We start from the raw sequence: 19,668 nt of genomic DNA, 5'->3' as shown, positions 1-19,668 counted from the left end.
TTAATTCGATATTAATTAACCATAAAAAGCATTAAACAAATCGAACAAATCGATCAATCCCTTGAGCTGACTTTGCTGCGAGGCTCCAGCAGGTAGCGTTCGCGGTCATAAGCCAGATAGTACTTATTCACACTATTAACATAGCTGACAACGCCCATTCCGACCTGCTCCATGGCGATGCGCTCAACCTGAAAGAACCATTGATTCGGGTTCAGGCCGCGGCGCTTGGCCTCGGCTCGCATGCTCTGTACGCGTGCAGGCCCCATGTTGTAGCCAGCAAGTACGAAAGCCATGCGCTCACGCTCGTTGAGCTTTGGACTGTTGAAGTAGGATTTGCGAATCATCGCCAGGTACTTGGCGCTGGCCAGTACATTGTTATCCAGCACCGTGATATTGCCGACACCCACCGCGCGCGCAGCAACCGGGGTAATCTGCATCAAACCTGTGGCACCGCCGCTACCGCGCGCCTTTGGATTGAGGGTTGACTCTTTGAACGCCAGTGCCGCCAACGCCAGCCAGTCGAAATTGAGTTGCTTGGCATAGCGTTGCAGTACCGGGCGAACCTGCTCCAGGCGCTTGCGCTCGACCCGGCCCAAGGGATAGTGCACCTTATACAGGCGCCGGTATATCCGCTGAAATGCAACATCCTGGTCTTCAGGCGCGCGATAGCTGTTGAAGAATCGATCAATGGCCGCGCTCAACATTGGCGCATCGCGACGCACGTACCAGCGCATCACGCCATTATTGGACAACACCAAATGCCGCTCAATCCGCAGCTTGGGCATGACCTTGCTCCAGCGCTCGGCGATTGGCAACTCCACAGCCGTGGCGGTGAAAATTCCGGCCTGAACCATTTCCAGAACATCTTCGACAGCCAATGTCGGATCAACCCACTCGATCACGATCGGTGATTTGTTGCGCTTGATCAGCCGGACGTTGATTTCATTGATCGCCTCACCCGCCACGCTGCCCGCTGGCAGGGCAACACTTCGCCCTGACATCTGCTCCAGGTACTTGTAGCGTCGATCCCCCTGACGCCCGACTACGACTAACTGGACGTTGCGGCGTATGGCGCCACTTGCGGTAACAGCCGAGGCCGTGCGCACCTTCAACAGTTCACCCGGCGCGACCAGGTCGCCCTCGCCTCGCTGCAAGGCGCCCAGGAGCTGGTCCTTGGCCATGGGTATGATCTTTAGCTTGATGGCTCGGCCATCATGGGCATTGCGATTGAGGTACTGCTCGAAGGCTCGCAGGCGATGGTACTCGACGCCGATGCTTTGCCCTTTCACTTCACCCGAGCTGTTGCGGCTTTGATTGACCAATACACGCAGCTCAGCGGCCCGGCGAATGCTCGCCAAATCACGCGACGCCGAGGGTTTTGCCACTTCCAATGGCCCAGCCACGCGCGCCACGGCCGTAAAAGGCAGCAGTAGCAAGCACAGTACTAGGAACACTCGTGGCATTAACACTCCGGACAATGACCCAATCGGGGAACCGCTAAATAACTACTGGGCTTGATATTGCGAGCTGCGTTAAAACGGCTCACAGTTTTGACTCGCTACCTGCTCAAACACGCCTCAGGGCCTAGCCATTGGTCAGCTCGAAACTAACTGATAGCAACCGAGCCTGCGTAAACGGCCGCGGAGACTCTCACAGTCGCTCGAATTCCGCCAGCACAACTTAGCAAGCAACATCACAATAAACTTACAAGCTAATGTTTTATAAGGATTTATTAATAAAACACAAAGCTCTGATATTCTTATGGATCACATCAACTGGGTAGCACCATGCAGCTCACTGACATCGGCGTCAATCTCACCCATCCCAGCCTAGCTGAACAATGCGCTGCGGTTCTCGATCGCGCCTACGCCGCAGGCGTGGCACAACTGCTTTTGACCGGCACCAGCCTGGTTGAAAGTGAACAGGCCATAAAACTCTGCGAGGAGCACGATGAAAGCCAAAGCCGACTGTTCAGTACAGCCGGTATCCACCCCCACGATGCCAGCAGTTGGAACAGTGACAGTGCCAGCCAGCTAAAAACGCTGCTCGGGCACCAGCGGGTGCGTGCCGTAGGCGAATGCGGACTCGACTTTAATCGTGATTTTTCACCTCGTCCCCAACAAGAAAAAGTCCTTGAGGAACACTTGGCGCTGGCAGTCGAGCTAAAGCTGCCGGTTTTCCTGCATGAACGCGATGCCAGCCAGCGTTTGCTCGAAATACTCACAGATTACCGCGACCAGCTGCCAGCAGCGGTGGTGCACTGTTTTACAGGCGAGAAACGCGCCCTGTTCAACTACCTCGACCTTGATCTGCATATAGGTATCACTGGCTGGATCTGTGACGAACGCCGTGGCACTCACTTGCAGTCCCTGGTCCGGGAAATACCCCAGGGACGCCTAATGCTAGAGAGTGACGCCCCTTTCCTGCTGCCACGTACCTTGCGACCCAAGCCCAAGAATGGTCGCAATGAACCGGCCTACCTGACCGAAACATTGAAGACTGTCGCCGAACATCGCTGCGAGACAATTGAATCCCTTGCCGCGCACACCAGCGCAACCGCCCAGGCTTTCTTCCGCTTGCCTGCATTGAAAATGGCAAACACCACTGACTAACCCGCCAATAGATTGCCTGGCGCTATATATTTGATAGCGACAAGCAATTCGTCGCAGCAGCCGCGATTCCATAGGGTTATCAAAACCCTATTGGAGATCAACCATCATGTCCCGGCCTAAAGCTGCCCGCCAAGCTTCAAACAGCCCAGAAGCTGGCGTCAGCCTCCAACTGCTGATCCCAGGCGCCTTGGCTGCTTCGGCTTTGTTTGTCACTGCCAACGCCCTGTATACAGCTAGCATCGTGCCTCTTTTTCTGGGCATGATCGGCTTTTCAGCAGCTTATGCTATACATCGGCAAGCATTGAGTTTCACCCAAGCAAGTGACGCCCATGCTGGGTGCAACTTCTGCTAAGGCCAGTTGGATAAATCAACTCACCGATTTAAAGCTAGACTCATGCCTGACCGTGACTGAGCGTACGGAACAGAAGGGAGTGACCTTGTTATCCCAAGCAGCCACACCCCTTGGTATTAGCGCTATATTTTGAAATCAATTGGCGTTGTACTTCACACAAGGATTTAACTGTGCGGCTCTTTCGGCTAACGCTTTTTGGCTTTTTAGTCTGTTGCCTTGGTGCTACCAGCGGCGTATTGGCTGCTCCTGCCTACCCGCCAAGCCGTCCTGCCCTATCCGTACAGCTGAACGACGGGCATTCGATAAACCTCAGCCTCAACGACCTGACAAGCATGCCCAAGCGCGTGCTAACGACCAGCGAGCCAAATGACAGCACTGTCGTTGAGTGGACCGGGGTTGATCTAGGTTATCTGCTGACTCACCTGAACATAGCACCGGACAGTTATTCATACCTTCGACTCGACGCGCTGAATATGTACTCGGTCATGGTCCCACGGGAAGATATTCAACGTTTCAACCCCATAATCGCCTATTTGCGTAATGGTAAATCGATGCCCATCTCGGAGTATGGGCCGCTCTACCTGATCTATCCTTTTGACCTATTCCCAGAACTCAATGCGCAGGTATATTTCAACCGCTCAATTTGGCAACTGAGCAAGATTAGCCTCATTAACGAGTGACCATCGATGCCAAATACTGATGTTGCACGTTTTCAAGCGAACCAAAGACGCATGATGGCGGTCCTGGTGGTCTTGGTGCTGGTGATGGCCGTTATCGTTGGCAGTGCCCTGTGGATGGTTGAAAGACAGGCCGAAACCCTCGCGACGCCGGCGCTGCATAGCGAATTGTGGCGTTCACACCAAGCCAATGCACAAATACGCCGCACACTCTCAGCGGCGCTTGCCTACAAGCAGGGCAATATCAGTGCTGATGACCTGACCGTACAGATACAAGTTTTACGCAGCATTACCCGAACCTTTGAAAAACAACATGTGTTCCGTTTTCTCCCCGTCAGAAGACCCTCGGCCGAACAGGCCCTCAATCAAGTCATTCAACTCAGCAAAGACTGGGATGAACGAGCCGCCTGGGGCGACCCCATAGGCGCGGACATTATTGCAGATGAAATTTCACAGCAACTTCCTGGCCTGCTTGAGCCCATGATCGACGTCCTGGTTTCGGCCAACATATCGCTATCCAATGAACTGGACGATGACCGCCAGAAGCTGCATTCAAGCTTTCTCTACCTGGGCTGGTCGCTGCTTGGACTGCTCATCGGCAGTGCGCTCCTGGTTGCCCGATTGATCGTCAGTTACCTGCAGGTTCGGCGGCTCTCGTTGCGCCTGGGCGACCTTAATCAGAACCTTGAAGCGCGGGTCGAAGAGCGGACCCAGGAGCTATCCGAGGAGCAGGCCTTGCTCAACTACATACTTGAGGCCAGCCCCAGCGATGTTGCCCTGTTGAACGCCAAGGATAGCCAGGTGCACTTTGTCAACGAGCGCCTGCTCAAGCGCAGCGGCATCAAGCAACAGCAAGACTTCTCCATCAATGCATTATTTGCGCATCCTGGTGAAGGTGAGCGCTTTCATGAAGCCCTTGAAGCCAGGCGTCAGATCAACGATTGGGAAGCACTTCTGGCAGGAGAGCAGCCCTATTGGGGAGTGGTTTCAGGCCGCGTCCTGGATCAAATTGGACGTACCTCCTACCTGATCTGGTCTTACGACATCAGCGTGCGCAAACAGATGGAACAAGAACTTCTGACCCTCGCCAACACCGACAGCCTGACCGGCATCAACAACAGGCACGCATTCATGCAGTTGGCGGAAGATTCTCTCAAGCTCAACCATCGTTACAGACGCCAATGTGGCGCCCTGATGATCGATATCGATCACTTCAAACAGATCAATGATGTGCACGGCCACCAAGTCGGCGATCTGGCACTGCAAGCGGCAGCGCAAACCCTGGTTAACGGTTTGCGTGAAGTTGATGTTCTTGGCCGCCTGGGCGGTGAAGAGTTCGCCATATTGTTGCCCGAGACAGATTTCACTCAAGCTCGGCAAGTCGCCGAACGCCTGCGCAAGAACATCGAGAACATGCAGGTCCTGCTGCCCAGTCAAAATACATTGAGCATGACCGTCAGCATCGGGTTGGCGATGAACACGTCACAGGAGAGTCTCGACCACTTGCTGGGACGAGCAGATAGCGCGCTCTACCAAGCCAAGACCAACGGGCGCAACCGGCTCGAAACCGCTGGCGAAGCCGCTTTCAGGCAAAAACTGTAACTGTCTGCCGGCTGATTGCCAGCAAGTCCCCGTCATCGGACCACAATGCCGCTGCCACATGGCCATAGCCATCTCGCGCGTATTCAATATGTGCCCGGTACAAGAACCAGTCATCGGTGCTTGATTGCTTGAGCGGCTGGACAAATTCAATGGTCCAGGTCAGGGTGCTGCCAGGCGCCGGCGTCTTCAAGTGCGGCAGTACCGCGGGTGGCCAGGCATCGACCAACGCCAATAAATAAGCTTCGGTAACAGCTTGAGGCTGCTCTTCACCCCGAAGTTGCACCCAACCGCCCATTTGCCGCTCGGGCTTAGCGGTATACGGCATGGCACCGATGGCCCAACGCATCGCTAAATACCGGGTGAACTCTGGCGTAACCTTGGGTATATAAGGCAGTTCCTGGCAGTCTTCGGCCGGTTTGACTTGCGGTGCAGGCTCGGCCTCAACACTGATAACCGAATCACGGGGGCCGCCAAAACTGCCCTGGATCAATGTCACGACCTGCCCGTTCTGCACAGCGCGGCCCAGTACCTGGCTTACCGCCCGCCCCTCGCGCAGCACTTCGGCCTCGAAACTGATAGGAACACCAGGCTCGGCAGGGCCAACAAAGGTCACAGCCAAGGAACGCACGGGGCGCCCGGAAACCACCTGCGCCTTCATGGTTTCATAGACCAATGCGGCAACCAAGCCACCAAAGCTTGCTCGCCCCTGCCCCCAAAGTTCCGGGATCACCAGATTGGCGGGGTTGCCACGCACGGCTTGGAGCAATGAGGAGAAGGTCGTCATAAGCATCTCGAGGATTCAGAGTGAAGCTGATCCTACGGGAAAACCAGACGTACACGAAAGTAGCGATGCCAGTATCGGTGATGGCTCTTTTCAGCCAGTTCCAGAGTTGACGCTGGATGCAGCCAGATAGCGATTAATCAGATGTCCGGATAAACCGCTCATTTGACTGCTTAGCCCTGCTCCTGCTCATTCATTTGCGAGCAGTCTTTTCCTTAAGCTCGCCAGCGCCTTGGCAACCTTTATCTCGGCACTGAGTAAATCTGCCTTCCAGGAAGACACGCAAGACGCCAAGTCTGTTTCTGTTTCACTGAGCAGTAACCACTGCAACAGGTCATGCCATTGCCCCAGCGCTTCCTGAGCCTGTTTTAGCGCTTTCTGACCAGGGCGATCGAGTCTTGCTACCTTGGGGTAAGCCTCGGCGTTGTAGCGCACGCGCTTGACCAGCAAGCGCAGGTCATGCCAGTCATGCAACGGATCAGCCAGGGCCTCAACCAACCGGCGTTGGGCCTTAATCAGCCGTGACTCAAGCTTAGACTCGACCCGCTTTAACGAGCCGTCCCGCTCAGCGAGTCGCCATTGCACGGGCCAGTCGTCAAGGGCCTGCCAGAATGCGGACAATTGATCACTGTGCAGCGTTTGCAGGTAGCCGTCGACCACCCGTTGACGGCGCTGCTCGACAGGCCCCGACGCTTGTTGCTTGCGCTGCAATTCAGCCACAAGCACCTCAAGCTCACGCACCGGGCCAGTCAACTTGCCCAACTGCGCCGCATGCAGTTGCAATTGATCGCAGGCGGGCAATCCTCGCAATGGTTTGAGCAAACTGCGCAAACGGCGCAAATTAATACGCAAGTCATGCAATGCCTCAACATCAGTGCAAGCCTGCATACGCGCCGCGCAGGCAAATAGACTGACCTGGCGTTTCAAGACCTGGGCGCTGATACGATCAGCAAATGCCGACATTGCGATTCTCCTCGACAAGCAACTCCAGCCTGGCGCAAGCCAATACGCCCAGCCCCAAGACCACAGCGACGACTGCTGCAGCCAAATCTCATCCTTGCTTGGCTCCTGCGGCATTACAAGTCGACATTCGTCACAAAAGGTTTTGCAGCGCGCCTGCACTGGCTTGCACAAATCATCCGTGCAGCGGTTTATGCTTGAGCTTTGCACCCGACAGGCAAGTTAGTTTGATGAAACCGATTAGGCTTCGCGGCCTTGGCCCCACGTTGGCTGGCGCCGGTAGCGGCGGATTCAGCCTCGCCGTTTTTGCGACAAGCCAGTGTCCGCCCGAATTTGCCGAGAAAAGCCAGCTGAGCCTGGCCATGGGCTGGGCAGTCATAGCCCTGGGGCTGCTGCTGGGGTTGGTTGTCATGGGCTTTGCCTGGCGCTATTCACGCAAGCACAGCCTGGCGGCAGGGCTACTGACACTGTTTGCCTGCACGACAATAGGCTTGATTGCGGCCATAAACCGTTTTTTCCTGAGCTGCTGATTGAGCCCAACTCGCCAAACACTAGGTCAAACGCCAAGGCAATGCCCTGCGCAACGCCCGAAGATGCTGTTCAAGAATCGCCAGGGATTGGCCTTGACCGCCATAGCGCTGGGCCTCGAAAGCCCTGGCGAACTGTTGGATCTGCCTGGCTTGTCCCGGCAAGGCTTGCGCAGCACGCCGGGCGAAGTCTCGTGGCCCTTCTGCCGGTTGGCGAACGAGTGCGTGGCGCGCCAACAAGCGTTCAAAACGCCTGAAGACTCTCTGCTGCTGATCCCGCTGGTGCTGCCATGGTTTGAATAGAAACAGCGCAATCAAAGCCAGCACAATGGCGCCACCACCGACCAGGCACAAGGCCAACCAGCGACCATCGACCTTGCCGAACCAGCGCTGAAACAACTCCAGTTGCTGCGCGCCTTGATAACCCAGCACCCAGCGTTGCCAGTCGTAATTGACTTGATCCCAGGCAAGCCTGAATTGATTGAGCCACGCCAACTGCCGATAGCGCAGTGGTGAAAATGGCGATTTTTCCAGGAAGCTATTTTCCCCCGCCACGGCTTCTTCCAGTCCCAGTTCGATACGTTCCGGCGCAACTTCAAATGTCGGATCAACGCGAAGCCAACCCTTACCCGCCTGCCAGTATTCCACCCAGGCGTGCGCATCGAACTGGCGGACCTGCAGATAATTGCCAGACGGATTAAGCTCACCACCTTGATAGCCCGCAACCACCCGCGCCGGAATCCCCGCTGCACGTAAAACAAAGGTCATGGATCCCGCGTAGTGAGCACAAAAGCCGCTACGGGTTTCGAACAGAAAATCATCAATGCTGTTAACCCCGACCGCTTTGGGCCGCAATGTGTAGTGAAACGGCTGGCGATTGAAGTTGCGCAGCACCGCTTGCACCAATTGCTCGTCTTGCGGGTATTGCTGCTTGAGTTGCCGTGCCCAGGCGCGGCTGCGTGGATCACCACCGTCCGGCAGCTGCAATGCGCGTCGCAAACGCTCTGTCGAGGCTGCAGGCTCCAGCAGCGCCTGTGGCCATGAAGTCAGGTTGTACAGCAGGGAGCGATCCACCGGTTGTTTTCGCTGCAGACGAAAATCACTCATCATGCGCGTGCCTTCAAGGCTGGTCTGCGCCACATCCAGGCTAAACAACCAGGGCCTGGCACTTGGCTGCATGACGATCTGGTAATTGATAGGTTCGCCCTGCTTTTGCCACGACGGCTGCAGTGGCAACCGTGCAAACCCCGACTGTGACCAACGTCTGCCGTCAAAACGATCCAGTGTCAGCGCGCGCCAGTAGAGCTGATTCCGGGGCGGCGGTTGCCCCTCAAAGCTGGCGCGAAACGCCAGTTCACTGGACTGGCTCAGCTCGGCAATATCCGCTGGCGCCATGCTGTCCGAAAGACCGGTGACCCCTTTTGCGTTGGCCCCAGGCAGCGACCATAAAGGCCCCATCCGCGGGAAGAACAAAAACAACAACAGCATCAAGGGCAAGGCTTGCAGCAGCAGTGAGCCGGCCAGTTTCGCCGTTGCCCAGGGGCGCGTGGCCAGCGTACTTTGTTGCAGCCCGATCATCGCCGCCAGCAAGGCACTAACCGGCAACAGGCTGAAAATGGCGGAAAGCATGCTGTCATCGAACAAGTAGGCGGTAACAACGGTAAAGAAGCCCAGAAAGATAAGCACGAGGGCATCACGGCGAGTACGCACCTCGACCAGTTTCAGGACAAAAGCGGCAATCAGCAACACCACGCCCGCATCGAGCCCGACCAGGCTACCGCGTGAAACAAAGACACCAATGCCGGCAGCAAGCATCAAGGCGCCTTTCAACCAGGCATTGGGAAACCGGGCGCGCATGCGATAGATCTGTACCCGCCAGGCTGCGCAGCCAAGCCATAGGCCGACAACCCAGAGGGGCAAGTGACCAAGGTGCGGGATAATGACCAGCAACTGGGCAATCAATAGCCATGTCAGGCTGACGCGCGGAATGCTTTGCGGCTTGTTCATGCTGGCGCGCCCGGCTCAGCGAAACTCGAACCGAATAGTGCCAGCGCTCGCAAGCATCTGTCGCGATGCTGCTCGCCGCTGTCAACGCCGATATACACCCCTGGCAAGGCCAGTGAAAACGGTTGCTGGCGCTCGCTCAACCGCAACACCCAATAGCACAGCAGTGACAGACGGGCCTCGGTATCGCTGGCCAGCGCACTGAAGTCCAGGCTGATATCGCGGCCACTCAGTGCGGTAAAGTCCTTGACCAATAAGCCCAGCCCCCGGGAATAGGCTTTCCAATGCAGGCGGCGCTTAGAATCACTCGGCTGGTACGCCCTGAGCCCTTGGAAATCATCGGCACCACTGCCATGAGCCCGTGCGCCCTGCTCCTGCGGGTCATCACCAAGCCCTGCGCCAATTGGCAAATCGCCCTCAACCGGAAGCGGATAAACCAGTAGCTGCAAATCCAGATCGACCCAACTCCAGGCCACCAGAATTCCCAAGGGGAATCTGCTCTCAACCCGCACCCTGCCTGGGCGTAACCAGCCACGCGACGTGGCCGGCAACCCTAGCTCGACATCACTTCCCGACAACGCAGCCACATCCAGTTGCAGCATGCCTTGGGAGGGCCAACCCAGCACAATCGCCTCATGGGCCCGGCGCTCACTTTCAAGCCGTACGTTGAAACGCGCATGCTCGCCGACAAACACAGGCTCGGCAGGACCCGACTTGAGCATCAAGCCACTCAGGTTGAGGTAGGTGTGCAAGATAGCGACGATAAAGACCGAGCCCAGTAAAAACGTCAGGCCGTAGGCCAGGCTGTTTTGATAGTTGATCGCGGCCAGCAACATCAGGATCAACGCCAGGATAAACATCGCACCAACCCGCGATGGGATGATAAATATTTGCCGCTGGCTCAAGCGCAGGCTTTTCGCTGGGGGAATGCGCCGGGACAACCAGCGATTCCAGCGCGACTGCAGACCTTGGATCAAATCGCTGCAACCTCGCGCAACAACCACTGCACCAAAGTACCGCCGCTGTGGCCCGCTGGGTCCGCACGCTCGCGTAGGCGGTGACCCACAACCGAGGGCAAGACAGCCTGCACATCTTCGGGTATCACATACTCGCGGCCTTCAAGAAGTGCCCAGGCCCGAGCAGCAGCCAACAATGCCAGGCTGGCCCGCGGAGACAGCCCCCAGGCAAACTGAGGCTGGGTGCGGGTTGCCTCTACCAGGCGCAATACATAGTCGACCAAGGCATCGCTGACCCTGACCTTTGGTACTTCATCTTGCAAGAGGGCTAACTGTGCGTGGTCGAGTATTGGCGCCAGCCTGGGCAACAGGTTGCGCCGTGCATCCCCCATCAACAAGGCCTTTTCAGCCGCCTTGGCGGGATAACCCAAGGACAAGCGCATCAGGAAACGGTCGAGTTGAGACTCCGGCAAGGCAAAGGTTCCGCCTTGGCTAACCGGGTTCTGGGTGGCGATTACAAAAAATGGATCGGGCAAGGCGCGGGTTGCGCCCTCGATGGTGACCTGGCCCTCCTCCATGGCCTCAAGCAACGCACTCTGGCTTTTCGGCGTGGCGCGGTTGATCTCGTCCGCCAGGACCAGTTCGGCAAAGATCGGCCCCTGGTGAAAGACAAATTGCCCGGTGTCCTTATCAAACACCGAGGTCCCCAGAATATCGCCAGGCAATAAGTCAGAGGTGAACTGAATCCGCTGAAAGCTCAGCCCAAGCACCTTGGCCAAGGCCTGGCTCAGCGTGGTTTTGCCCATGCCGGGCAAGTCCTCGATCAAGAGATGGCCACGCGCAAGCAGGCAAGCCAGCGCGAGCCTGACCTGCTGCTCTTTACCCAAGAGTATTTCGTTGACTGCGCTCAGGCAGGCATCCAACTGGCTGCGCATCATGAACTCCCACGACAAGTTAACCTGATGCTACTGGCAGCCGCAGTTGCGGCAAAGGGCTATGTAACCTTTGCTCACGAAACTGTGAGCAACACCCTCAAATAGCCCTTTGGACAACCGGTCTGTGGCTGTGCGCAGCAGGTCAAGTCGGGCGGATCATCTCGAAGGTATCGCGGGTACGGGTGTACGACATGCCACCCAGGCGCCCGACTATATCCAGTTTATGTGGGTCGACCCGGCCTTTTTCATTGAGCACAGCATCATCGATATGCGCCAGCAGTACCTGGGCAAAAATCAGATTGCAGTTCGGGTTGTGCTGCGGAAAAGGCTGGATCTGCGAAACCTTGCACTCAAAGGTAACTGCCGCGCCCGAGACGCGCGGCACCGCAACCCGCTCGCTGGCAACGCTGGCGATGCCGCAATGCTCAAACTCGCTGACACCATGCTCCAGGATGGCAGAGCTGGCGTTCATTGCCTCGGCGTGCTCAAACGACACCAGTTGGATAACCAGCTCGCCGGTTTCCTGGGCGTTGCGCAATGTGTCTTTCAGGCTGCCGTCGGGATGATGATTGACATTGACCAGCAAGGTCGGCGGCTCATCGCTGATGACCTGAAAAAAACTAAAGGGCGCAAGATTGCTCACGCCCGCAGCTGAACGACTTGAAACCCATGCGATGGGCCGTGGAGTCACTGTCGAAGCCAGCCAACGGTAGGCATCAAGGGCGGCTAACTGAGTGAAATCAATGCGCATTGGCAATTTCCCTGTCAGGGTTTGTTTCGAGTGGATTAACGGCCTGCGCGGGACTCGTCGATATAAAAGCGTGCTTTCTGGGCCTTGCTGCTGCAACCCTCGTAGGCTTCAAATTGCTGCTGGGTCTTGGCCGCGGTCAACAATGACAAGGCCTTGGAGTAGCTGACAGTACCGGCAAAACCTTCAGCCTTGGCCAGGTCAAGCTGTTTCCAGGCGGCATCCAACTGATTGGCGCAACTATTACGATTGACCGTTTTGCCAGAACAACCGGCCAGCAGCGCAACGACTAGGGGTAAGCAGATCAATGCTTTCATGGTGCTCCTCCAATATTTGATATACCCGCTGGCCTGGGACCAGCAGAAGATTGCGATTGTTATCAAAGCAAATTAGTTCAACCCGCTGCACGCTCACGCAAGTACTCGACCACCGCCGCTTGCTCACCACTGAACTCGATACGCCCGGCCTTGCTCTCATGCTGAAACACGTACATAGGGTCGTAATACTCGATTAATAGCGTTTCAATCCAGCCACGATGCAGGCTTACATCATTATTGACCTGCTGTTCAATCAGGGCTTGATCCATGATCGCAGCCAAGCGCTGATAACGCTCGCCCCCTAAACGCTTGAGAATATTAGCCAGGCTTTGTTGCAGGCGCTCAGCGAAGGCTGCAAAGCCCGCCTCCTCGCCAAGCAACTGAACAAACTCGGCCCGAAGATCTATTACATAATCCTTGAGGATACGCTCAACCCGCCCTTCTACACTGTCTTCCAGCCAGACCAGCGCAAAGCCTTGCATGCCTTGATATAGAGACAGGGGCAGCGAGCAACGACCGATAATCCGACCTTCGTCTTCAAGTACGAATTGATTGATACCGCGTTCGCGCTTTTTCAGTATGTCGATGGCCAAGGCATTTTCAAAATCGATCTGCGTGGGCTGAGCCGTTGCGCGCTTGCCGAAGCTCGATCCACGATGGTTGGCATGGCCTTCAAGATCCAGGCTGTTTTCAAGTTGCGCAACCACTTCGGTCTTGCCCGTGCCGGTCATGCCGCCGACCAGTACGAACCGGCTTTGCTCGATGGCAAGTTCAGTTGTTTCAATCAAGAAATTGCGCATGGCTTTGTAGCCGCCCGCTACCCGCGGGTAGGCAATGCCCAGCTCCGATTTCAACCACTGCTGCACGAGCTGCGAGCGCAGGCCGCCTCGAAAGCAATAGAGATAACCTTCGGGATTGGCCTCGGCAAAAGCCGCCCAGGCCGCCAGGCGATCGGCCTTGAGCTGGCCGTTGACCAGTTGGTGCCCCAGTTCGATTGCGGCTTGCTGGCCGTGTTGCTTGTAGCAGGTGCCAACCTTTTGCCGCTCGATGTCGTTCATCAATGGCAAGTTGACGGCACCAGGAAAGGCGCCCTTGCTGAACTCAACCGGGGCGCGGGCATCCATCATCGGGGAGTCTTGCAGGAAGATCTGGCGGTAGTCACTGGTGTCGTCACGCATTACACCACCTCAACCGCATGGCTCTGTCGCTCACACATTTGGCCAATGGCTTCAAGATGCAAACCACACTCGGCGGCCGTTTGCAGGAATTCGCCCTCGGCTTCGGGCTTAACGGCAACCAACAAGCCACCACTGGTTTGCGGATCACATAACAGCAACTTGCACAGCTGCGGCAGTGGCGCAATCTTGTCGCCATAGCTGTCGAAGTTGCGCAAGGTCCCACCCGGTATGCAGCCCTGCTCCAGATAATATTCAACGCTGGACAGGCGCGGCACCTTGGCAAATTCGATCCGCGCGGTCAGGCCGCTGCCATCGGCCATTTCAACCAAGTGCCCAAGCAGGCCAAAACCGGTAACGTCGGTCATGGCCATCACGCCGGCCAACTTGGCAAAGCGGCTACCGGGTTTGTTCAGGGTGCACATCCAGTCGCGCGCCAGGCCGATGTCCTCATCGCGCAGCTTGGCTTTCTTCTCGGCGGTGGTCAGAATGCCGATTCCCAAGGGTTTGCTCAGATAAAGCTTGCAGCCAGGCGTGGCGGTGTCATTGCGCTTCATGTGGCGCTTTTCAACCAGGCCTGTGACTGCCAGGCCAAAAATTGGCTCCGGTGCATCGATGGAGTGTCCGCCAGCCAGGGCGATACCCGCCTCGTCACAAATCGAACGGCCACCACGAATCACTTCACGAGCCACTTCAGGCGCCAGCACATTGACCGGCCAGCCCAAAATGGCGATAGCCATCAGTGGGTCGCCCCCCATTGCATAGATATCGCTAATGGCGTTGGTCGCCGCGATTCGCCCGAAATCGTAAGGGTCGTCAACGATTGGCATAAAGAAGTCGGTGGTGGAGACCACACCGCGCTCCGCGTCGATCTCGTACACTGCGGCGTCATCGCGAGAGGCATTGCCAACCCAGAGTTTGGGATCGAGATTCTGCGCGCCACTGCCGGCCAGGATCACTTCCAGCACCTTTGGCGAAATTTTGCAGCCACAACCGGCGCCGTGGCTGTATTGGGTCAAACGAATTGGCTCACTCATAATTTCTCACTGGTCGTGTCGACAGGCGGGCACATTCTAGCAAATACAGCCTTGGCGCTAGCGCCTCTCGCGGGTATGTTGTCAAAACAATGCGTTATGAGGGATTTACGGTGAAAAAGCGAGTCGCCCTGGTCTTGGGTTCAGGTGGTGCACGTGGTTATGCACACATTGGTGTTATCGAAGAACTCGAAGCCCGTGGCTACGACATCGCATGCATCGCGGGTTGCTCCATGGGGGCCGTGGTTGGCGGCATCTATGCTGCCGGAAAACTCAAAGAATACAGTGAATGGACGCAAAGCCTGGACTACCTGGATGTATTGCGCTTACTGGATGTCAGCTTTCGCCTGGGCGCCATTCGCGGTGAAAAGGTTTTCGGCCAGATCCGGGAAATTGTCGGCGACGTCAAGATCGAGGACCTGAGGATACCTTTCACTGCCGTGGCAACCGACCTCACCAACCAGCAGGAAATCTGGTTTCAAGAAGGTAATTTGCATCAGGCCATGCGCGCCTCCGCAGCCATTCCGAGCTTGTTTACTCCTGTAATCCAGGGCTCGCGCATGCTGGTCGATGGCGGCCTGCTCAACCCCTTGCCCATCGTTCCTGTGGTTTCCAGCCACTGCGACCTGATTATTGCTGTCAACCTCAATGCCACCAACCAGCAACACTATCAACTGCCTGTAATTGAGCGCCCTGCAGCAATCAAGGGCCGCTTTGACCAGATGATGGCATCGCTCGGCTCGCGCCTTCCCACTTTGCGTCGGAAAACCACCGAGGGCGAAGAACAGATGCTGCTGCTCGAGGATGATTCGGCGCTTGAGCATGAATACATCCTGCAACCTGACCAGCAACCCCCGGCGGCACCCGAGCCTGAAGCTGATGCAGCACCCAAGTCGGCGTCAGGCTCGCGCATTGCCAACGTAGGCGGCCCGGCATCGTTGCTGGAGCTGGTCAACCAGAGTTTCGAGGTGATGCAGGCATCGTTGGCGCAGTACAAAATTGCCGGCTATCCGCCGGATATCCTGATCAATGTACCCAAGCGCGTATGCCGTTTCTTTGAGTTCTACAAGGCCCCCGAACTGATCATGCTCGGCCGCCAGATTGCCAAGGATACGCTGGACAAATATGAGCGCGGTGATCACTAGACGGCTGTAGGCACAGCCTTGCTAGCCATAATGGATAAGGCTGGGTAAAACAATGCCCAGCCTTGCTCCACGCCACAATATATCCCACCAGGCGGGATATATTCCTTCCTAGGCCGCGCAATCAGTTTGCTGGTTTCCAGCCCCCACGCTCAGCCGCCTGGCGAAACCTGGCCCGGTTGGCCGGCGTATCGGCAGGTTCTGATTCACCAAATATGGCTTTGATCCAGTGGCCGTCGGTGGGATTAGGAAAGAGGATGTACCGACCACCAAACTTGTCATGGTTGTCGTCCACCAACTGCGCGCGCTTCTCGACCGTATCGACATAATAACTGCGCTCGAAATCATTGAGGTTGTCACCCAACATCAACAACACATTGAACTGCTCGACGATCTTGTGCTGTGCCGGCTCCTTGTTCGAGCTTTCGCGCAGAACGGTCACATGGGCTTCATCGGCATCAGGCAGCTTGTACTTGCGCAGGTTATTCAGCGCGTACTCGTATGTCTTGTCGCCCTGATCACGGCTGGATACATAGAAGATTTCCACCCCGCGCGACTTGGCGTAGTTCAGGAACTCCAGAGCGCCCGGGGTCAAGGTCGGACCATTGTCAGCCACCCAGCTAGGATCATCGAAAAACGCTTTATCCTGGGCGATCAAATAGCCCCAATAGCTGTTACTGTTGAGAATGGTGTCGTCGATATCACTGATGATCGCTGGTTTTTTGTCACCGGGCTTCTGCTCGGCCAATGCCTGATCCAGGCGCGCCTTTGCAATGTTGAAGCCTTGATAATAGAGCGCCCGATATTCCGCCGCAGTCTGGCGCCAGGCCACCGCATCAGTCAGCAGGTTCGAGTCAGGGGCCTCGGGTTCGGTACTTGAGGCATTAACGCTGGCCACAGGTACAGCCAACAATAACAACGACAGGCTAATAGCATTCTTGAGATGGGGCATGGATACATTCCTTGTAGTGCCTTGCGCTTGGGACAGCGAAAGCTGAACCAGTCATACACCGGCCGCTGTCATATCACAATCAGGAAGCCGCACAGGCACAACAATCTGGCGCGCCCATATATGTAAGTGCAGAACCCGCATCCGCTAGGGTGCCAGCGACCGCTCTCACATCTCGAACGGCCGCCTATTGACGATCATCTGGACTCAGCTCGGGGGTTGATCTGTGCTGCGTATCACCACGCCGGTTTCGGTCTCGAATTTCGGCTGCCCGTGAGCCACCCAGTCTGTGACCAGATTGTAGGCGACCGCCAGTAAGGTCGGCCCCAGAAACAGCCCCATGAAACCAAAGGTCAGAATGCCGCCAAAAACGCCGAGCAACACCACCACCAGCGGTAAGTTACCGCCCCGGCTGATGAGGTAGGGTTTGAGGATATTGTCGACCCCACTGATGATCAGCACGCCCCAGATGCCGAGGAAGATCGTCATGCCGACCTCGCCATTCCATGCCAGCCAAGCCACCGCCGGCGCCCAAACCAGGGGTGGGAACATGATCAGGCTTGCCCCAAAGGTCAGTAATGCCAGGAGCAACGCCCCCGGAACACCCGCGATCAAAAAGCCGATGTAAGCCAGTACTGCCTGCGCTGCAGCCGTACCAATCACCCCATTGACCACGCGCTGAATAGTGCCTGAAATCAAGTGGATATAGTGATCTGCCCGGTCCTCTATCAAGCGCTCGAGCAGGCTGCGGGCAAAAGCGGCAAGGCGCGGGCCATCACGGTAGAAAAAGAACACCAGAACCAGGCTCAACGCCAGCTCAAGCATGCTTCCGCCAACCTGCGCGCTGCGCTCCAGGAGCCAGTTGCCAACCTGGCCAAAGTAAGGTCGCAGCGATGCAAAGAAAGCAGCGCCTTGCTGGTCGATGGTGATCCAGAGAGAAACCAGGCGATCCCCAACCAGGGGCACGTTCGCAATCCATGCAGGTGGAGCTGGCAGACCGGTCACCTGCAGGTTCTTGATCAGGCCAGTGGCATCGCGAATATGATCGGCCAGGTTATAACCGAGCATGACCAATGGCACGGCCACCAGCACTATCCAGCACAGCGTGAGTATGGCCGCGGCCAATGACTCACGGCCCTTTAGCATATGGGTGAGCCAGCGCATCAACGGCCAACTGGCAAACGCCAGCACTGAAGCCCAAAACAGCGCCGACCAAAATGGCGCAAGTACCCACAAGCTTGCGCCCAGCAATGCCAGCAGCAATATCTGCACCAGCAAGCGATCGTTATTGAGCATTTCAATGTCCTGAAAATATGAATGTAACGAACAAAGGCCCTGTGGGTTACACAGGGCCTCGTTAATCAGGCTGCCTTGGTCGGTATCGCAACTACGGCGGGTGGGATACTTGAGCGGTTAACGCAATACATTCACCTGCAAACCGCTAACATCGGCATTGCCCAACTCAAGTCGCGAGCTGCGCACCCGTTGCGCGACCAATGCCTCACGCCAGCTTTCAGCATTGTTACCGGCAAGGCTAACACGCATGGTGCTATCGGAATTCAATGCACGTGACAACACTTCGACCCAGGCTGGCGTTGGCTCCTGCTGGTTGGACAAGTTCAACACGCCAGTGGTTCGCAATTGACGTAATAATGTTGCTGGCGTTGGTAATATGTCCCCTAGCGCGCTATCACTGGCGAGCAGTTCGGCATGCAGGTAGGCCCGGCGATTACCGCGCGTGATGCTGTACAGCGCCAGAACGCTGTCTTGTTGCGGTTCAGCCAGCCTGAACAAGGCGAACGACTGCTGATCATCCGGCCCATAGAGGATTGACTTGGAGAACACCGAATTAGCCCATAGGCTACTCCCTCCGCAATCACGTCCCTTACACCAATAAAGCATCTGGGCATTCTTGGCCAACAACGCTTCCCGGGTGCTATTGAATACCTGATCTGAGCTGTGTGTGTCGGGCAATCGATAGGTGATTGCGGTGAGGTCGCCCTTGAGTTGAATTTCATTTTCATAGCGCAGACGGCCACTAATTCTGCGAATGGAGCCTTGCGGGTAGATACGTTCCTGCTCCGCCTGCTCGCTGTAATCGACGATCTGGCTGCCGGTAAAGCGCGGCATTACCGATAAATCCTTGCTGCCCGGCACATCCGCCAGTACCGCGGAACTGAATACCATTGCTAGCGCGACACAAACACTACGTATACCAGCCATTAGCGAGCCAACATTGTCTGGGCGGATTTGACGACCTTCACACCGTCATCTTCGCTGTGTGGAATGGCCAGGCCGCGCTGCACGGCCGGGCGTTGAGCAATGGCATCAAGCCAGCGCTGGAGGCTGTCAAGGCCGTCAATCGAGACGCCAGCCCAATCGTGTAGCCGCACCCATGGAAAGGTCGCGATATCCGCGATGCTGTATTCCCCAGCTAAAAACTCCTCCTCTGCAAGACGAGTATCGAGCACTTCATATAGACGCCGGCATTCGTGCTGATAGCGATCGATTCCCACCTGGATTTTCTCGGGCAGATAACGATAAAACACGTTGGCCTGGCCTTGCATCGGGCCTACACCACCCATTTGGAACATCAACCACTGCATCACCCGTGAACGACCTTTGACATCTTGCGGAATCAACCGGCCAGTTTTCTCCGCGAGATAGACCAGGACCGCACCGGACTCAAACACCGCAAAATCGTCGTTATCACGGTCGACAATTGCCGGGATACGGCCATTGGGGTTGACGCGAAGAAAGGCCGGGCTTTTCTGCTGTTTCTTGTCGAAGCTCAACGCGTGCACCTTGTAAGGCAGGCCAAGCTCTTCGAGAGCAATCGCTACTTTGTGTCCATTGGGTGTGGCCGCGGTGTAGAAATCAATCATGTACTTCTCCAT

General features: G+C 56.4%; 19 protein-coding genes. 5 read left to right on the top strand and 14 right to left on the bottom strand.

All coding sequences use genetic code 11. The features are described 5' to 3' along the window. Positions 1-53: 53 nt before the first annotated feature. The gene (locus PSES9_RS0102675) at positions 54-1,463 is read right to left on the bottom strand and encodes a transglycosylase SLT domain-containing protein (RefSeq protein ID WP_010483727.1); all 1,410 of its coding nucleotides are present in this window, start codon (positions 1,461-1,463) and stop codon (positions 54-56) included. Between the two features lie 324 nt (positions 1,464-1,787). Between PSES9_RS0102675 and PSES9_RS0102670 the strand changes: the two genes are divergently transcribed. The 3 genes from PSES9_RS0102670 (at position 1,788) to PSES9_RS0102655 (ending at position 5,243) form a co-directional block, all read left to right on the top strand. Beyond that, positions 1,788-2,612 (top strand): TatD family hydrolase, encoded by an 825-nt coding sequence (locus tag PSES9_RS0102670; RefSeq protein WP_010483724.1) that lies wholly within the window; start codon positions 1,788-1,790, stop codon positions 2,610-2,612. 462 nt (positions 2,613-3,074) lie between these two features. After that, complete coding sequence (locus tag PSES9_RS0102660; protein WP_138942987.1) at positions 3,075-3,644, top strand: oxidoreductase; 570 nt, start codon at positions 3,075-3,077, stop codon at positions 3,642-3,644. A 6-nt stretch (positions 3,645-3,650) separates the two neighbouring features. Beyond that, positions 3,651-5,243, top strand: a complete 1,593-nt coding sequence (locus tag PSES9_RS0102655; RefSeq protein ID WP_010483719.1) for a GGDEF domain-containing protein — start codon at positions 3,651-3,653, stop codon at positions 5,241-5,243. On the opposite strand, the gene PSES9_RS0102650 is transcribed toward PSES9_RS0102655, so the two are convergent. Next, positions 5,227-6,027, bottom strand: a complete 801-nt coding sequence (locus PSES9_RS0102650) for an acyl-CoA thioesterase (protein ID WP_010483716.1) — start codon at positions 6,025-6,027, stop codon at positions 5,227-5,229. The genes PSES9_RS0102655 and PSES9_RS0102650 overlap by 17 nt on opposite strands. Positions 6,028-6,213: 186 nt before the next feature. Further along, positions 6,214-6,987 carry a CHAD domain-containing protein gene (locus PSES9_RS0102645; protein ID WP_010483714.1) on the bottom strand — a complete coding sequence of 258 codons (774 nt, stop codon included), beginning with the start codon at positions 6,985-6,987 and terminating at the stop codon, positions 6,214-6,216. Positions 6,988-7,214: 227 nt separating this feature from the next. Between PSES9_RS0102645 and PSES9_RS0102640 the strand changes: the two genes are divergently transcribed. Continuing rightward, complete coding sequence (locus tag PSES9_RS0102640; RefSeq protein WP_010483712.1) at positions 7,215-7,514, top strand: hypothetical protein; 300 nt, start codon at positions 7,215-7,217, stop codon at positions 7,512-7,514. 21 nt (positions 7,515-7,535) lie between these two features. On the opposite strand, the gene PSES9_RS0102635 is transcribed toward PSES9_RS0102640, so the two are convergent. The 7 genes from PSES9_RS0102635 to selD all read right to left on the bottom strand — a co-directional run bounded on the left by PSES9_RS0102635 (position 7,536) and on the right by selD (position 14,683). Then, positions 7,536-9,518, bottom strand: a complete 1,983-nt coding sequence (locus PSES9_RS0102635; RefSeq protein WP_010483710.1) for a transglutaminase TgpA family protein — start codon at positions 9,516-9,518, stop codon at positions 7,536-7,538. After that, entirely contained in the window at positions 9,515-10,492 is a 978-nt protein-coding gene (locus PSES9_RS0102630) for a DUF58 domain-containing protein (RefSeq protein WP_010483708.1), read from the bottom strand. Before PSES9_RS0102630 ends, PSES9_RS0102635 begins: the two co-directional genes overlap by 4 nt. Continuing rightward, positions 10,489-11,406 (bottom strand): AAA family ATPase, encoded by a 918-nt coding sequence (locus PSES9_RS0102625; RefSeq protein ID WP_010483706.1) that lies wholly within the window; start codon positions 11,404-11,406, stop codon positions 10,489-10,491. Before PSES9_RS0102625 ends, PSES9_RS0102630 begins: the two co-directional genes overlap by 4 nt. Positions 11,407-11,548: 142 nt before the next feature. Continuing rightward, positions 11,549-12,157: a flavin reductase family protein gene (locus PSES9_RS0102620; protein WP_010483702.1), complete on the bottom strand. Its 609-nt coding sequence runs from the start codon at positions 12,155-12,157 to the stop codon at positions 11,549-11,551. Between the two features lie 35 nt (positions 12,158-12,192). After that, a complete protein-coding gene (locus PSES9_RS0102615) occupies positions 12,193-12,471 on the bottom strand; it encodes a hypothetical protein (protein ID WP_010483699.1) in 279 nt (92 codons plus the stop codon). A 77-nt stretch (positions 12,472-12,548) separates the two neighbouring features. After that, positions 12,549-13,649, bottom strand: coding sequence for a tRNA 2-selenouridine(34) synthase MnmH (gene mnmH, locus PSES9_RS0102610; RefSeq protein WP_010483698.1), 1,101 nt, complete (start codon positions 13,647-13,649; stop codon positions 12,549-12,551). Beyond that, complete coding sequence (gene selD, locus PSES9_RS0102605) at positions 13,649-14,683, bottom strand: selenide, water dikinase SelD (RefSeq protein WP_010483696.1); 1,035 nt, start codon at positions 14,681-14,683, stop codon at positions 13,649-13,651. The genes mnmH and selD overlap by 1 nt, the downstream gene beginning before the upstream one ends. A 110-nt stretch (positions 14,684-14,793) precedes the next feature. Between selD and PSES9_RS0102600 the strand changes: the two genes are divergently transcribed. Further along, positions 14,794-15,825: a patatin-like phospholipase family protein gene (locus tag PSES9_RS0102600; protein ID WP_010483694.1), complete on the top strand. Its 1,032-nt coding sequence runs from the start codon at positions 14,794-14,796 to the stop codon at positions 15,823-15,825. Between the two features lie 121 nt (positions 15,826-15,946). On the opposite strand, the gene PSES9_RS0102595 is transcribed toward PSES9_RS0102600, so the two are convergent. From PSES9_RS0102595 to PSES9_RS0102580, 4 genes are all read right to left on the bottom strand, one after another. Next, a complete protein-coding gene (locus PSES9_RS0102595; RefSeq protein ID WP_010483693.1) occupies positions 15,947-16,774 on the bottom strand; it encodes a 5'-nucleotidase, lipoprotein e(P4) family in 828 nt (275 codons plus the stop codon). A 204-nt stretch (positions 16,775-16,978) separates the two neighbouring features. Next, the gene (locus tag PSES9_RS0102590) at positions 16,979-18,067 is read right to left on the bottom strand and encodes an AI-2E family transporter (RefSeq protein WP_010483692.1); all 1,089 of its coding nucleotides are present in this window, start codon (positions 18,065-18,067) and stop codon (positions 16,979-16,981) included. A 117-nt stretch (positions 18,068-18,184) separates the two neighbouring features. Beyond that, entirely contained in the window at positions 18,185-18,958 is a 774-nt protein-coding gene (locus tag PSES9_RS0102585) for a DUF4892 domain-containing protein (RefSeq protein WP_238530353.1), read from the bottom strand. Between the two features lie 35 nt (positions 18,959-18,993). Then, positions 18,994-19,656 (bottom strand): glutathione S-transferase family protein, encoded by a 663-nt coding sequence (locus PSES9_RS0102580; RefSeq protein ID WP_010483690.1) that lies wholly within the window; start codon positions 19,654-19,656, stop codon positions 18,994-18,996. Positions 19,657-19,668: the final 12 nt, after the last annotated feature.

Origin of the sequence: Pseudomonas sp. S9, assembly GCF_000222125.1 — a bacterium.
Taxonomy (GTDB): domain Bacteria; phylum Pseudomonadota; class Gammaproteobacteria; order Pseudomonadales; family Pseudomonadaceae; genus Aquipseudomonas; species Aquipseudomonas segetis.
Note: the sequence above shows the minus strand (reverse complement) of the source record. Positions and strands in the feature narration are given on the sequence as shown.

Coding starts and splice junctions, on each gene's coding strand:
- PSES9_RS0102675 (WP_010483727.1), bottom strand. CDS start 1,463: ATGCCACGAGTGTTCCTAGTACTGTGCTTGCTACTGCTGCCTTTTACG.
- PSES9_RS0102670 (WP_010483724.1), top strand. CDS start 1,788: ATGCAGCTCACTGACATCGGCGTCAATCTCACCCATCCCAGCCTAGCT.
- PSES9_RS0102655 (WP_010483719.1), top strand. CDS start 3,651: ATGCCAAATACTGATGTTGCACGTTTTCAAGCGAACCAAAGACGCATG.
- PSES9_RS0102650 (WP_010483716.1), bottom strand. CDS start 6,027: ATGACGACCTTCTCCTCATTGCTCCAAGCCGTGCGTGGCAACCCCGCC.
- PSES9_RS0102645 (WP_010483714.1), bottom strand. CDS start 6,987: ATGTCGGCATTTGCTGATCGTATCAGCGCCCAGGTCTTGAAACGCCAG.
- PSES9_RS0102640 (WP_010483712.1), top strand. CDS start 7,215: ATGAAACCGATTAGGCTTCGCGGCCTTGGCCCCACGTTGGCTGGCGCC.
- PSES9_RS0102635 (WP_010483710.1), bottom strand. CDS start 9,518: ATGAACAAGCCGCAAAGCATTCCGCGCGTCAGCCTGACATGGCTATTG.
- PSES9_RS0102625 (WP_010483706.1), bottom strand. CDS start 11,406: ATGCGCAGCCAGTTGGATGCCTGCCTGAGCGCAGTCAACGAAATACTC.
- PSES9_RS0102620 (WP_010483702.1), bottom strand. CDS start 12,157: ATGCGCATTGATTTCACTCAGTTAGCCGCCCTTGATGCCTACCGTTGG.
- PSES9_RS0102615 (WP_010483699.1), bottom strand. CDS start 12,471: ATGAAAGCATTGATCTGCTTACCCCTAGTCGTTGCGCTGCTGGCCGGT.
- mnmH (WP_010483698.1), bottom strand. CDS start 13,649: ATGCGTGACGACACCAGTGACTACCGCCAGATCTTCCTGCAAGACTCC.
- selD (WP_010483696.1), bottom strand. CDS start 14,683: ATGAGTGAGCCAATTCGTTTGACCCAATACAGCCACGGCGCCGGTTGT.
- PSES9_RS0102595 (WP_010483693.1), bottom strand. CDS start 16,774: ATGCCCCATCTCAAGAATGCTATTAGCCTGTCGTTGTTATTGTTGGCT.
- PSES9_RS0102590 (WP_010483692.1), bottom strand. CDS start 18,067: ATGCTCAATAACGATCGCTTGCTGGTGCAGATATTGCTGCTGGCATTG.
- PSES9_RS0102585 (WP_238530353.1), bottom strand. CDS start 18,958: ATGGTATTCAGTTCCGCGGTACTGGCGGATGTGCCGGGCAGCAAGGAT.
- PSES9_RS0102580 (WP_010483690.1), bottom strand. CDS start 19,656: ATGATTGATTTCTACACCGCGGCCACACCCAATGGACACAAAGTAGCG.